Source organism: Candidatus Deferrimicrobiaceae bacterium (genome assembly GCA_036504035.1).
In the GTDB taxonomy this organism is placed as follows: Bacteria; Desulfobacterota; Deferrimicrobia; order Deferrimicrobiales; family Deferrimicrobiaceae; genus JANXPS01.
On sequence record DASXVV010000007.1, the window covers coordinates 1 to 13,934 of the forward strand.

The 13,934-nt window shown below is 67.4% G+C and carries 14 protein-coding genes; 2 read left to right on the forward strand and 12 right to left on the reverse strand.

The features are described 5' to 3' along the window. The coding region (locus tag VGK27_04630) for a methyl-accepting chemotaxis protein (GenBank protein ID HEY3489392.1) at positions 1–532 on the forward strand (532 nt) is incomplete at its 5' end. On the opposite strand, the gene VGK27_04635 is transcribed toward VGK27_04630, so the two are convergent. The 7 genes from VGK27_04635 to VGK27_04665 all read right to left on the reverse strand — a co-directional run bounded on the left by VGK27_04635 (position 529) and on the right by VGK27_04665 (position 6,894). Then, positions 529–1,032, reverse strand: coding sequence for a PaaI family thioesterase (locus tag VGK27_04635; protein ID HEY3489393.1), 504 nt, complete (start codon positions 1,030–1,032; stop codon positions 529–531). The two genes, VGK27_04630 and VGK27_04635, sit on opposite strands and share 4 nt — an antisense overlap. 13 nt (positions 1,033–1,045) lie before the next feature. Beyond that, complete coding sequence (locus tag VGK27_04640) at positions 1,046–2,020, reverse strand: TIGR01212 family radical SAM protein (protein HEY3489394.1); 975 nt, start codon at positions 2,018–2,020, stop codon at positions 1,046–1,048. A 6-nt stretch (positions 2,021–2,026) separates the two neighbouring features. Beyond that, positions 2,027–3,001 carry a GTP 3',8-cyclase MoaA gene (gene moaA / locus VGK27_04645; GenBank protein ID HEY3489395.1) on the reverse strand — a complete coding sequence of 325 codons (975 nt, stop codon included), beginning with the start codon at positions 2,999–3,001 and terminating at the stop codon, positions 2,027–2,029. A gap of 35 nt (positions 3,002–3,036) precedes the next feature. Then, positions 3,037–3,519 (reverse strand): tetratricopeptide repeat protein, encoded by a 483-nt coding sequence (locus tag VGK27_04650; protein ID HEY3489396.1) that lies wholly within the window; start codon positions 3,517–3,519, stop codon positions 3,037–3,039. After that, on the reverse strand, positions 3,516–4,079 hold the full coding sequence (locus tag VGK27_04655) for a cysteine peptidase family C39 domain-containing protein (GenBank protein ID HEY3489397.1): 564 nt from the start codon (positions 4,077–4,079) through the stop codon (positions 3,516–3,518). The genes VGK27_04650 and VGK27_04655 overlap by 4 nt, the downstream gene beginning before the upstream one ends. Then, positions 4,079–4,483 (reverse strand): PA2779 family protein, encoded by a 405-nt coding sequence (locus tag VGK27_04660; protein HEY3489398.1) that lies wholly within the window; start codon positions 4,481–4,483, stop codon positions 4,079–4,081. The genes VGK27_04655 and VGK27_04660 overlap by 1 nt, the downstream gene beginning before the upstream one ends. Before the next feature lie 422 nt (positions 4,484–4,905). After that, positions 4,906–6,894 (reverse strand): APC family permease, encoded by a 1,989-nt coding sequence (locus tag VGK27_04665; GenBank protein HEY3489399.1) that lies wholly within the window; start codon positions 6,892–6,894, stop codon positions 4,906–4,908. Here VGK27_04665 and VGK27_04670 point away from each other — a divergent pair. Beyond that, positions 6,893–7,078 (forward strand): hypothetical protein, encoded by a 186-nt coding sequence (locus VGK27_04670; GenBank protein ID HEY3489400.1) that lies wholly within the window; start codon positions 6,893–6,895, stop codon positions 7,076–7,078. The two genes, VGK27_04665 and VGK27_04670, sit on opposite strands and share 2 nt — an antisense overlap. A 29-nt stretch (positions 7,079–7,107) precedes the next feature. On the opposite strand, the gene VGK27_04675 is transcribed toward VGK27_04670, so the two are convergent. The 5 genes from VGK27_04675 to VGK27_04695 form a co-directional block, all read right to left on the reverse strand. Continuing rightward, positions 7,108–8,547, reverse strand: coding sequence for a CheR family methyltransferase (locus tag VGK27_04675; protein ID HEY3489401.1), 1,440 nt, complete (start codon positions 8,545–8,547; stop codon positions 7,108–7,110). Positions 8,548–8,561: 14 nt separating this feature from the next. Next, positions 8,562–10,025 carry a diguanylate cyclase gene (locus VGK27_04680; protein ID HEY3489402.1) on the reverse strand — a complete coding sequence of 488 codons (1,464 nt, stop codon included), beginning with the start codon at positions 10,023–10,025 and terminating at the stop codon, positions 8,562–8,564. Beyond that, complete coding sequence (cheB, locus tag VGK27_04685; protein ID HEY3489403.1) at positions 10,018–11,112, reverse strand: chemotaxis-specific protein-glutamate methyltransferase CheB; 1,095 nt, start codon at positions 11,110–11,112, stop codon at positions 10,018–10,020. The genes VGK27_04680 and cheB overlap by 8 nt, the downstream gene beginning before the upstream one ends. Continuing rightward, a complete protein-coding gene (locus tag VGK27_04690; protein HEY3489404.1) occupies positions 11,112–13,397 on the reverse strand; it encodes an ATP-binding protein in 2,286 nt (761 codons plus the stop codon). The genes cheB and VGK27_04690 overlap by 1 nt, the downstream gene beginning before the upstream one ends. 5 nt (positions 13,398–13,402) lie before the next feature. Next, on the reverse strand, positions 13,403–13,934 hold a 532-nt coding region (locus VGK27_04695), incomplete at its 5' end, for a methyl-accepting chemotaxis protein (GenBank protein ID HEY3489405.1).

Below are 13,934 nucleotides of genomic sequence, written 5' to 3' on the forward strand. Positions count from 1 at the left end.
CGAGAAGAGCGGCGAGATCGGGAAGGTGATGGATCTCATCAAGGAGATCGCGGGCGAGATCCACCTGCTGGCGCTGAACGCGGCGATCGAGTCGGCGGCGGCGGGCGAGCACGGGCGGCGCTTCGCGGTGGTGGCGTCCGAAGTCCGTCGGCTGGCCGAAAAGACACGGGAGTCGACCGAGACGATCCGGTCGCTGGTTTCCGAGATCCAGTCGGCGACGCAGGGGTCGATCGTGGCGACCGAGCAGGGCAGCCTCGAGGTCGACAAGTGGCGCGAGACGATCAACCTGACGGCAAGCACGTTCGCGGAGATCATCGGGATGATCGAGAAGACGTCCGAGGCTTCGATGCAGATCTCGCTGGCGACGCACCAGCAGACGAGTGCGAACGACCAGGTGGTCGACGGGATGCGCCAGGTCGCCGAGATGGTCGCCCAATCGGCCTACAGCATGAAATCCTCCTCCGCATCGGCTGCGGAGCTCAAGGTGATGGCCGCCCGGCTGTCCGAAAAAGCGTCGGCGTTCCAGGTCTAGCCCGGAGCGTTCCTCCCGAACAGCGACGCGAACGCGCGGCAGCGGTCGAACTTCAGGTAGGGCATCACCCCGGCCGTGGCCGAGTCGGTCATCGGCATGAACTTCCCCTTCGCGCGCGCGAGCACCTTTCCCGACCGGAGCAGTTCCCCTTCCGTGTAGGCGATCCGCCCCGCATCCTCGACCAGCCGGCCGACGATCTCGACCGGCTCGCCGACCGGAATGGGGCCGAGGTATTTCAGCGTCAGCTCGGCCGTGACGTACATCGGGTGCCGATCGCCGAACACCGTGGCCGCCCAGCCCATCGTCTCGTCGAGCAACGCGGCGACCACCCCCCCGTGGGCGATCCCCTTGTAGCCGTTCACGTGCGCCGGGAGGGAAAGCCGCGCCCGGACCGCGCCCTCCTCGACAAAGAAGGCGGTGCGGACCCCGTGGACGTTCTCGTCCCCGCAAAGAAAGCAGCCGGAGGAATGCGGAAGGTATTCCCGGTCGTCGTTCGTCATGGCGCGTTCTCCTTCACCCATCGATTCGTCCCTCGGCGACGCCCCGGCCCTGGAAGCTGTCGCGCCGCGCCAGCGTGCGCGTCACGTCGTGCGCGAGACGCTCGCCGTCCTGCTCCCATCGGGGCGCCAGCAGCAATCCATCGGACGTCGTGCCGGATAGCCGCATCACTGCGATCTCGGGCGACAGGAGCTCCAGGAAGTCGGCGCATGCCGCGACGTATTCGCCGTATCCGGGCACCCCGAATTGACCGTCCCGCCATTCGCGCTCGGCCCGCGTCCCCGCCACGACGTGGAAGTGGTGCAGCTTGACGCCCTGGACGCCGAGACCCGAGAGATATGCAGCCGTATCGAGGAAATTCGCGGGGGTGTCGCCGGGAAGACCGTAGATCAGGTGCGCGCCGACGTCGATCCCCGCGGCGCGAAGCGCCCCGACGGCCCGCCCGAAGTCGGCGACCGTGTGCCCTCGCCCGATCCGAGCCAGCACCGCGTCGGACAACGACTGCAAGCCCACCTCGATCATCAGGTAGCGCTCCCGGGCCAGCGACCGGAGGACCTCGATGATCTCCGGCCCGAGGCAGTCGGGGCGCGTCGCTACGACCAGCCCGTCGACCTCCGGGTGAGCCAGCGCCTCGCGATAGCGCCGGTCGAGCGTCTCCGAATCGGCATGGGTGTTGCTGAATCGCTGGAAATAGGCGAGGTAGCGCAGCCCGGACCTTTTTGCCCACGCCGCCTTGCGTCCCGCCCGCATCCGGTCGATCCCTTCCCGAAGCTGCTCGGCCACGGGGAGGGCGGCGTGCCGGATGCCGGGCGTGAATCCGTCGTTGTTGCAGTAGAAGCAGCCCTCGCCGACCGCATCGCGGTTGGGGCAGGAAAACCCCCCGTCGATGCCGACGCGGATCGCAGACGTCCCGAGACGCCGGCGAATCCAGGCGCCGTAGTTGTTGTAGCGCAACTCGGAATTGAGCGGGGGCGGGACAAGACGGGGCAATGCTTTTCAGCCGCCGACGCGCGACATCGGCTCGGCCGCGGTGGGCGTCGTACCGCTGCCGCACAAATCGTGCCCCTCGGGCTTGGATGCGACCGCTTGGCGGATCATCGAGGCGACGGCCGCGTCGTCGCCTCCCCCCCGCATCAGGCCGCGAAGGTCGAGCGTCTCCCGGCCGAACAGGCAGTTGCGCAGCCGGCCGACCGCCGTGAGGCGCAGGCGGTTGCAGTCGGAGCAAAACTTGCGCGAGACCGGCGAGATGAGCCCGACGCGGCCCGCGAATCCCGGAATGTGGTATTCGAGCGCGGCAGCCGTCCTGCGGCCGGCCGCTTCCCGGACACCGGGCAAGGCCAGGATGCGGGCCCGCACGCCGTCGGCGGAGACGTACCCTTCGGACGGCGAACAGCCGATCGGCATCCGCTCGATGAACCGGACCGTGACGGGGGTCTCGCGCGCCATCGCGAGGAAGTCGTCGACCTCGCCCGGCAGCAGGCCGTGGAGCAGCACAACGTTTATCTTGACGGGCGCGAGCCCCGCGCGCAGCGCCCCGTCGATGCCGGCCAGCACCTCGGGAAGCCGGTCTCGGCGGGTGATCTCGGCGAAACGGTCGCGCCGGATCGTGTCGAGGCTGACGTTGACGCGGCGAAGCCCCGCCGCCTTGAGCCCCGGGGCCAGCTCGGCCAACCCGATCCCGTTGGTCGTCATCGCCAGGTCGTCGATGCCCGGGAGGCGGGCGAGATCGCGCACGAAATCGACCACGCCTCCCCGCACCAGCGGCTCGCCGCCGGTCACCCGCAGCTTGCGGACGCCGAGCGAAGCCGCCACGCGGGCGATCCGGAGCAGCTCTTCGTAAGTGAGGATCTCGGAAACCGGCTTTAGGGGGATCCCTTCCGGCGGCATGCAATAGACGCAGCGCAGGTTGCACCGGTCGGTGATGGAGAGGCGAAGGTAGTCGACCGTTCGGCCGAAGGCGTCGGTAAGCATCTTTTCATTCTAGCAGAGCGGCCCGTTCCGCTTTGCTACTTCGGCTCCTTCGACCGGGCGATCGCCGCGTCGAGATCCTTCCCGGTGTCGAGAAGCGCCGGGACCCGGTTGACGGGGTCGGCGGCGAGCAGGGCATCGAGATGGGTTCGGGCCTCGGCCATCCGCTTCACGTCGCCCGACAGGATGGAGGCCATCGCCAGGTTGTTCGTCGCCTCGGGATCACCCGGCCGGATCTCGAGCGCCCGCAGGTACTGCTTCCTCGCCGCCTCGTATTCCCGTCCCGCCAGCGCCACGTTGCCCAGGTTGACGCGGGCCTGAAAGCATTTCGGGTCTTTCTTGAGCGCGCGGCCGTATTCCTTCTCGGCGAGAAAGAACTCCCCCTGCTGCTCGTAGCCAACCCCGAGCATCACGTGCTCCTCGGCGCTCAGCGGGTCGTTCAGCACGATGAATCTCGGCATGTGCCCGCAACCGCCCAGCAGGAGCATCACCAGTAACACGGGCGCGAACGGCCGCTTCATCGCTTCTTCCCCTGTGAGACGACCAGCGCGAGCCGGCCCATTTTTGCCCATTGGACATCGAGCGTCCTCGAAGTGATCACGGCGCCGGACGTCTTCCCCGTGTGGACGATGAAGCCGTCGGCCGTATAGCCGAAGGCGACGAGATAATGGGGCACGCTGTACGCCCAGATCCCCTGGTCGACGAGCATGATGACGGGCGTCCCCGCGTCGATTCTCGATTTCAGCCGCGGCAGGTCGAGATCGACCACCTCGGCGGTGAAACCGCGCCGCTTCGCCGCGCTCGACAGGTCGGTGATCAGCGCCCCCCGCAGCGCCTCGGTGCGCGTCTCGACCGCCAGCCCGGCCGTCGTTTCCCGGCTTCCCAGGAAGCGCAGCACCATCGCCAGCGACGACGGGCCGCACGTCTCCTCCTCCTGCTGCAGGAACGGGACCCCGGGGATGAAGAAAACCGGGCCGTCGACCGTGGTCAGCGTGAGCGGACGCCCCGCACAGCCCCCGGAAAGAAAAAAGGCGCCGCCCAGGAGCAGGGCGGCGCCGAAGAAGCGAAGGGAACGAGGCATCAACGGACGATGATTTCCTTGTTGAGCAGCTTGAGGATGACGATCACGAGGATCGCCAGGATCGCGACGCTGATCAGGAACCCGAGCGCATCGCCGCCGGCCGCCGCCTTCTCGGTCATCGAGGCCAACCGGTGCAGGTCGGACTCGCTCATCTGCCTGACCTTGGCCATCGCCTCGGCGGGCGACACCCCGTAGTCGGCCAGCTTCTGGACGACGACCTTGCTCTCGAGGAACGCCTGCATCTTCGAAAGGTCGGCGACGGAGGATGCGGCCGTCTCGCCCACGCCGTGCGACGGGATCATGGCCGCCTCGGCCACGCCACGCGCACCCGCAAGCACGCCCATCCAGCCCGCCATCATCACCGCTACCATCACGAACCAACCCGCCCTGCGCATGAATGCCATCACATACCCCCTGAGAAGAAAACTTCGACGAAACGGCGTCGCCGCCGCCCCGCTCGTTGATCGAATCGGATGCCCCTATAATCCCCCACCGACCCGTCAGCCGTCAACCCGCGGGATGGAGGCGCGGGCGCCCGACCGCGCCGCCTGGGCACCCTGCGTCGCTGCGCATGCCGGACAGAACGACGCCACGATGACTCTGATGGCGCCAACGTCGCGACACGGCCGCTCGTCGTACCGGCGCGCAGCGAGTCCGGGTGTCCCCGGACGGGGGCCTATGCCCCGAGCGGATTTAGCCGCCATGGAAGGCGGCGCGAGGGGTATGGAGTCGTGGAAGGCCATGGATGGCCGAGCAAGACGTCCCCCGGGAGGGGATACCCGGGCCGCCTTAAGCGCCGGGATTTCCTCGGCCCGTAGCCGACCCGCTACAGCACCCGCACCGGCATGATGATCATCGGGAGCCCTTCGAAGACGAACCGCTTCTGGACCATGAACGAGGTCTGGTTGTGGAGCAGCCGCGTGAAGAAGTTCTCGTCCTGGAACAACAGCTGTCCCGAGAAAAACACCGAGTTGGGGAAGTCGGCGGCGACCTCCCGGGCGATCTTAGTCACGACCTCGACCACGTCGGTGCCCACCTGGTAGCGCGTCTCGGCGTAGTAGCCGTGGGCATGGACGAACGCCTCGTACTTCGCGAGGTCGGCCCGCACGCTCGAGACGAGGTTGTCGATTTCCTCAACGCCCTTGAATACGGTCGAATCGACGACGCCCGCGGAGATGAACACGTAATTCTTGAAGGTCCCGGGGAACGACCGGACGATCGAGAAGAAGACATGCATCCCGAGGCCGTTGTAGCCGGAGACCAGGACGACCGCGGTGGGCGCGGTCTTCCGGAGCATCGGCTTGGGCTTCTCGGTGCCGGTCTCGGGCAGCATCGTGAGCAGCTCGTCGAGCCTCTGGAGGTGGACTGCGGCGCTGCGGTAGTGCGCGCGCGTCAGGAAGCACAGTCCTACGAACAGCCCCGTGATGACGAGCGTGATCCAGCCGCCTTCAGTGAACTTCATCAGGATGGTGACGCAAAGGATCGAGAAGGTGAGGAGGAAGCCGACACCATTCATGATGATTCCGTGCTTCCACCGTTTCTCCTCGTTCCGGAACTTCCACCAGTGGACGCACATGCCGAACTGGGAGAGGGAGAAAGTGATGAACACGTTGATCGAGTACATGACGACGAGGTGCTGGACGGAACCGCCGGTGATGTAAAGCATCAGGAAGGCCATCAGTCCCATGAATCCGACGCCGAACTTGCGCACGAGACGCTGCGACAGGTGCGCGAAGCGATGGGGCAGGTAGGAGTCGACGGCCATGCTGGAGAGGACCTGCGGCCCGTCGATGAAGCCGGTCTGGGCGGCGACGAAGAGCAACGCGGCCTCGGCCGCCAGCACGAAAGCCACGACGATCGGCGCGGTGGAAGCGCCCCATAACCCCCCCGCCACCTTCTCGAGCAGGATCGCGTTGAGCGTCTTCCCGGGAATGTGATGAACCCCGGAAAGCAGGTAGCCGATGAGGATGCCGCCCGCGACCACGGACAGCGATATCGCGATGTAGGCCATCGCCTTCCGGCCGGTCTGGATGCGCGGCTCGCGCAGCGTCTGCATCGAGTTGGAGACCGCCTCGATCCCGGTGAACGTGCCCGCGCCCAGCGAGTAGGCCTTCATCACGACCGCCACGACGCCGAACCAGCCGACCTCGCGCACCGCGGCCGACACGTCGGAACCGACCGCGCTTGCCACCTGGGGCAGATCCGGGATGTGCTTGCCGAAGATGTAGAAGACAAGCGGCACGTGCGTGACCATGAAGGCGATGAAGATCGGCGTGAGGAAAGCCACCGACTCCTTTACGCCGCGCAGGTTGATCCATAGCAGGAACAGGATGATCGTGGCGACGAAGGGAAACTTGTACTGGATCCAGGAGGGCGGGCAGAAGCTGAAGACCGCGTCGGTGCCCGACGCGACCGAGATCGTGATCGTCAGGACGTAGTCGATGACGAGCGCAGAGCCCGAGACGACGCCCGCCGGGGGGCCCAGCAGCTTGGAGGCCACGATGTAACCGCCGCCGCCGGAGGGGAACATCTCGATGATCTGCATGTAGCTGCCCGAGATGATGAAGACGGTGATGACGGTGGCCAGCGCGACGAAGACGGCGAGCGAGGTGTGGCGGCCGAGCGCGAGGAACGCCTCCTCGGGGCCGTAGCACGACGACGAGATGCCGTCGGCGCCAAGCCCGACCCAGGCGAAGAAGGCGATGAGCGACAGGTTGTGGAACAACTTGGGATCGAAGAGGTTGCGGGGAGCCCCGAATACGGCCAGCTTGACCCGGGTCGCGAGGGGTGGCTTTTCATCAGGGGGTGTCTGCATGGCTCGGGCGCTGATCCCTTCTTTCGTGGCTTCGGGTGAAATCGGTCAACATGCACATGACGGCAGGAATCGTGCCGCACGCCCGATCGGCAACTCTTTATTGTATTCGATGACTTGGGCCAGCGGTTCCGGAATCCTTCCGAAAGCGGAAATCGCCATCCCGTCGGAATCCAGACAGAAATGATGCCCCGGCGCCACGAACGTCCGGGGCCTTCAGCGAATGCGGGACGCCACGTAGTCGCGCAGGGCGGAGACGGTCATCCCGGTCGCCGGCGAGAGGCGGGGGAAGTGGACGGGCTTATCGAGCATCGCCGCCAGGGAATGCCATTGCGCCGCGGCTTCGGACTTCCTTCCCAGGATCGCCATGCACTCGGCGAGCTCGACCGCCCCCTGGACGAACAGCGGGTCGGCGAGCAGGGCGCGCGCGGCGTGCATCAGCGCCTCTTCGCAGCGGCCGCGCCGACGCAGCAGCACCGCCGTCAGGTATTCGGCCTCCGGGCAAACAGGGTCGAGCGCCAGCGCCTCCCGGCACGCCCCCTCGGCCTCCTCGGCCAAGTCGCGGTCGATCATCCTTTCGGCCTGCAGCGCCAGCCCGAGGGCGGCGGCTTCGGCGCCCGCGGCAGTCGGGCGGCCGACGGGAAGCGTCGGAGGCAACATGGGCCGGTTCTCGACGGGCACGTCAGCGACGGCGGGAGCGGACGCTGTCGCCCTTGCCCGGGTCGGCGAGCCGGAGAGCGGCGGACCGGGGCGGCGGGAGGTGGGGAATGGCCGGACGGGGGATCCTTGCGGCACCGGCGGCGCCCCCGGATTCTTCTTCCGGTAGAAGAACAGCCCGTCGCGCTCCTCCAAACGGAAGGCTTCGGAGATGCCCCAGAGCGTCTCGGAGTGGCCCAGGAAGAGCAGTCCCCCGTCCGCAAGCCGTTCGTGGAAGCCGGCGACCACCTTCCGCGTCGTCCCCGGCGCGAAATAGATCATGACGTTGCGGCACAGGATGGCGGAGAACCGCTCGGGGTCGGACTTGTGCCGTGTGGCATCGGCGAGGTTGCGATGCTCGAACCGCACGAGCCGCTTCACCGCGTCGATCACGCGAAAGCGACCGTCGGAAAGCGCCTGGAAATATTTCATCACCAGGTGCGGCGGCGCATCGCGCAGCGCCGAGGCGGGGTAGACCCCCTCCCGCGCGACGTCGAGGAAGCCGGCGTGCAGGTCGGTGGCCAGGATGCGCACGGGCGCGTCGATCCGGCTCCCGAACGCCTCGAGCGCCGCGATCGCCACGGAATAGGGCTCTTCGCCCGTCGCGCATCCCGCGCTCCAGAACTCGAGGGGAAGCTGCATGCCGCCGGATCGCAACTCGGGAAACAGGCTCCGCTCCAGCACCCGATAGAGCGCCGTCGTCCGGAAGAAGCTCGTCTCGCCGACCAGGAGGGAGGTGACCAGCGCCCTGCACTCGCCCTCGGCCGACAGGCTGTCCCCGATCCGGGCCAGGTACTGCGTGACGTCGACGTCGCCGCACGCGGCCATTCGCTCCCGAACGGCGCTGTCGAGGTGGGACAGCTTCGCGGAGCCGAGCACGATGCCGCTCGCGCGCTCGATCGATTCGCGCAATGCGGCGAATTGCTCGGGGGAAAGAAGTTCCGGGAGGGGCTGCGGCATGGGGACGTTTCCGGCTAGCGGAGCGTGATCCGGTTTCGGCCTTCGCGCTTGGAGTGGTAGAGCGCGTCGTCCGCGACCGCGATAACTTCCTTCTCGGTCATCGGCGACTCGGGGTCGAAATCGGTGATCCCCATGCTGATCGTCGCGTGAAGCGAAGGGGACGGAGCCGCGAACACCTTCCGCTCGACAGCCACCCGGAGCCGCTCGGCGACGACCTGCGCCTCGCGCTTGCTCGTCTCGGGAAGCAGGACGATGAATTCCTCGCCGCCGTAACGGGCGGGGAAATCGGTCGTGCGGAAGCCTTCCCGGATGAGGGCCGCCAGATCCCTCAGCACGGCGTCGCCCACGGGATGGCCGTACACGTCGTTGACCTTCTTGAAGTGGTCGATGTCCATCATGATGATCGAGTAACGCTGCCGGTGGCGGATGGCGCGGGAATGCTCCCGCTTGAGCGACTCCCGGAAGGCGCGGACGTTGGTGAGGGCCGTCAGGCCGTCGGTCGTGGACATCCGGATGATCTGCCGATAAAGCCACGCGTTTTCCATGACCGTGAAGCTCTGCCGGAGCAGCGCCTCGGTCAGCCCCCGTTCGCCGAGGGAATTTTCGGGCGCCCGCGAGAACAGAACCACCAGCCCCTTGACCATGTCGCCGGAGCGGATCAGGACCCGCGTGACGGGTCGCAGCGGCTCGTCGGCCGCCCCCCCGTCTTCTTCCTCTTCGCGCCGCTCGTTGAGGCGGAACTCGGAAACCATCACGCTTTCGGGCGAGCAGGGGACCTGGGCCTCTTCCCGGATCCGCTCCATCCAGCCCCGCACCCCCTCGCGCGCCGCGTCGTCGACGGCGAACGGGTAGGCGATGACCGTCTCGAGCGTCACCGTATCGGTGAAGACGGCTGCCATCACCTCGTGCGGGGCGATCTCGCGCACGAGACGCCCCATCATGCGCAGCATCATCTCGAAGTCGTCGACGTCCTGGCCGACACGCCCGATCTCGTTGAACAGCGTCGCCTCGAACAGCTTGCCGTCGAGGTAATGGTTCGCGCGGGAGAGGATCTCGGCGTCGGACATCTCGGCGTCGGGCGGAGCCGGGGGCGGAGCGCCCGGAGGGCGCGATTCGAGGCAGTCGGACACGACCTGCACGATGTCCTCGGGGTTCACGTCCTTGAGCAGGACCCGGTCGGCGCCGGAACGGGAGGCGTGGAATTTCGCGGTCCCGCCCTCCTCCGTCGAAACGAGGACGACCGGGATGTCGCGCGTGGCCGGATCGGCCTTGAGCACGCGGCATGCCTGGGCCCCGTTCATGCCGGGCAGCCGGATGTTCATCAGGATCATGTCGGGCAGGGAGCGAAAGGCGGCGCGAAGCGCCTCGATGCCGGTCGCGGCCGTCTCGACCTCGAGGCCCGATTCCGCGAGCACGAAAGCGAGCATATCCCGCACCGTCTCGCTGTCGTCCACGAGCAGAAGGCGATGTTCAGGCAAGTTGTCCTCCTGCGGACCGGTCGGTGACCGTCACGAGCTCCTTCAGCCGGGCGCTGATCCGCTCGGGGGGCAGCACTTCCCCCGCCGCGCCGCGCCGGACCGCCTCTCCGGGCATGCCGAAGACGGTGCAGGTCGCCTGGTCCTGGGCAATCGTCACCCCGCCAGCCTGCCTGATCTTGAGCAATCCGTCCACCCCGTCGGCGCCCATCCCCGTCAGGATGACGCCGACCGAGCGGTTGCCGAAGCTCTCGGCGAGACTCTCGAACAGCACGTCGACGGAGGGCAGGTGCACCCCCCGCGGCTCGCTGGAGACGGCGATCACCGTCCGGTCCGGCCGGATGACCATCTGACGCCCCTCGGGCGCCATCAGGACCGTGCCGGGCACCGCCTTGTCCTGCGGCTGCGCCAGCCGGAGGCGCAGCGGGATGTGCTGCTGCAGCCATTCGATGAACCCGTCGGAAAAGCCGACCGTGATGTGCTGGACCAGCAGGACCGGAAGCGGGTAGGACGCCGGAAGCCGCGACAGGATCTCACGGAGGATCGCCGGGCCGCCGGTCGAAGCGCCGATCCCCAGCACGTCGAAGCGCGCGGCGGCATCGGTCTCGCCCGTGATCCTGTCGCGGAGGCCCGATAGCGGGCGCCGCTTGATGTGCCGGACGACCGCGACGCGCGAGGCGACCCGCACCTTGATCCGGAGCACCTTGGCGCACTCGGCCACAGAGACGGGATCGGCCAGGTCGGGCTTGGCCATGACGTCGAGCGCCCCCACGGCGAGCATCGCGATCGAGACGCGTGCCTCCTCGGCGCGGGTCAGGCTCGAGAAGACGATGATGGGCGTCGGGCACGTGGCCATGATCTGCTCGGTCGCCTCGTATCCGTCCATCCGCGGCATCCGGATGTCCATCAGGATGAGGTCGGGGCGCAGCCGCTCGGCCTTGTCGACGGCCTCGACGCCGTTGACCGCCTCGCCGACGATCGAGATGTCCTGCTCCGTCCCGAGCATCGCCCGGATAATGGAACGGACCGTCGGCGAATCGTCGACGACCAGGAGGCGGATCGGATGCGACCCCTGCTCCATCGATCCCATCACCGCCCCCGATCCGTCAGCAGCCGCTCGATCATGGGGCCGACCGTTTCGGCGCTGAAGCTTTCCTTCTCGATGCATTCCTGGACGCCGGCCGCCATCGCCCGCAACCGGTCGTCGGATCGGTCGCGCGACACGACGAGGACGACCGGAATGTCCTTGCGGTCCCCCCCCTTCCGGATGCGGGAGACCATCTCTATGCCGTCGATCCCCTCCATCTGCGCCTCGGAAAGGACGAGGTCGAACGGCTCGCGGCCGAGACGCTCGATCGCCTGCTGCGCGCCTGAAGCGGTCTCGACGGTGAAGCCCGCCGCCGTCAGGACGCGGGCCTGCATCTCCCGCGAAAGAAGGGAGTCGTCGACGACCAGCAGCGTCCTGGCCTTCCGGACGATAGCCCCCGCGGCCTCGGGCGGCGCGCCCTCGGGGCGCATCCGCACTGCGGTCATGATGTCATAGACGTCGAGCAGCAGCGCCACGTCGCCGGTGCCCAGGATGGTCGATCCCATGAACAGCTGGATCTTCCCGAGGAACTTGCCGAGATCGCGCACGACGACCTCGCACTCCCCCTCGACCCGGTCGACGACGAGCGCCATGCGCCGCGAGGAATGGCGGACCATGATGGCCATGTGGGTGGCGGCGGGTTTCGGACGCCCGAGTTCGAGCAGAGAGGAGAGCCAGACCACGGGGACCGCGTCCTCGCCGTGGCGGAAGGTTTTCTTCCCCTCGACCGTTTTGATCTCGGAGTCGGGAATCCGGGCGACCCCCTCGGAATAGACGATGGGAAGGCCGAAATACTGCCCGGCGACCTCGAACAGGAGGATCCGCGAGACCGCCATGCTCAGCGGAAGCTCGAGGACCACGCGCGTGCCCTGCCCCATCGTGGAAAAAACCTCGACCGTTCCGTTGAACTTCTCGGCCACGGTGCGCACGACGTCCATGCCGATCCCGCGGCCGGAGATGTCGGTCATCGACTTCGCGGTGGTGAAGCCGGTCCGGAAGATGAAGGAGAGGATCTCGCGGTCGTCGAGCCGGAAAGCCGCCTTCTCGGAGATCATCCCTTTCTTGATGGCGACTTCCCGGATCTCCTGGAGGTCGATCCCCTTTCCGTCGTCCTCGACCTCGATGACCACCCGCCCCTTCTTGGGGGTCGCCGCGACGGTGATCCGCCCCTTGGGACCCTTCTTGCGGCCGGTGCGCTGGTCGGGCAGCTCGATGCCGTGGTCGAGCGCGTTCCGGATTAGGTGGATAAGCGGATCGGAGATGGCGTCGGCCACCTTTCGGTCGATCTCGGTCTTGCCGCCCCGAACCACGAAATCGACTTCCTTGCCCAGCTCCTTCGCCAGGTCGCGGACGGAGCGCTGGAACGATTCGAAGATCGGCGCCAGCGGCACCATCCGGACCGAAACCAGCTCGGAGCGGATGTCCTCGAGCGTATGCGCCAGCGCGCCCGACAGCTCGCTTTCCTTCCGGTGGTAATCGGCAAGCTGGCTGTCCATCGCCTGGAATCCGTTTTCCCCACTCGCAAGAAAGGGACCGATCCGCGCCATGAACCCTTCCGGCGCCGTTCCCTGTGAGGCTGCGTCCCGCAGCGCGGACTGGAGGGCGGCGGACATGCGGCGGTAACGGCGGCCGAGCTCGCCGATCTTCTCCTGGAGCTCGACCTGCCGCAGGTGGTGGCCCACCACATTGGTCACGAGGGTGGAAAGCTGCTCCAGCTTTTCGGGCTCGACCCGGATGCCGCCCTGCCCCGAATCCATCGGCTGGTTCGCGGCGACGTCGAACCGGGGGCCTGCGGGGGGCGGGGAAACCGCCTGGGAGGGGGCGTCTTTCGAGGAGGACGGGGACGCCGTCGACTGGGGCGAAGGGGAAGGCGCCGTTTTACCGCCCGGCTCCTCGACGGGGACCTGCGCCGCGCGGAGACGCTCGAGGACGTCCTCGACGTCGATCGCCTCCCGGTTGGTGTCGGCCAGCGAGGCGACAAGGCGGGACACGGCGTCGAGCGTCGTGAACAGCGCGTCGGTCAGGTCCTGGTTCGCGGCGATCTTGCGGTCCTTGCGGCGGGTCAGCGCCTCCTCGAACTGGTGCGCCAGCGCGGAGATCTTGGCGAACCCCATCATCTTGGAGGCGCCCTTGAGCGTATGCGCCTCCCGGAGGATGTCGCCCTCGAGCTTGGGGTCGCCCGGGTTCTTCTCGAGGTAGACCATCGCCCCGTTGATGCGGGAGATCCGTTCGCGCGCCTCGCGCACGAACTTTTCCCGGAATTGCGAAAGGTCGATTTTGCGCTCCATCCGTATCAGACCCTAAAGACGGACGATTTTTCCGTCAGCATCGTCGCCATCCCCTTGAGTTCGGCCGCCGACGTCGACGACTCCTTCATCTGGGCCGCCGAGATCCGCACCGTCTCGGCTACCTGTCGCATCCCCGCCACGACCTGGTCGTTCGCGCTCGTCTGCTGGTGCGTCGCCAGAGATATTTGCATCGAAGCCTCGGACGTCTTCTCGATCATCCCGATGATCTCCGCGAATGCGTCCGACGTCAGGTTGATCGTCTCGCGCCACTTGTCGACCTCGCGGCTGCCCTGCTCGGTCGCCGCGATCGACCCCTGCGTCGCCGACTGGATCTCGGAGACCAGCGACCGGATCGTCTCGGTCGACTCCCGCGTCTTCTCGGCCAGGCGCCTGACCTCGGACGCCACCACCGCGAAGCGCCGCCCGTGCTCGCCCGCCGCCGCCGACTCGATCGCCGCGTTCAGCGCCAGCAGGTGGATCTCGCCCGCGATCTCCTTGATGAGATCCATCACCTTCCCGATCTCGCCGCTCTTCTCG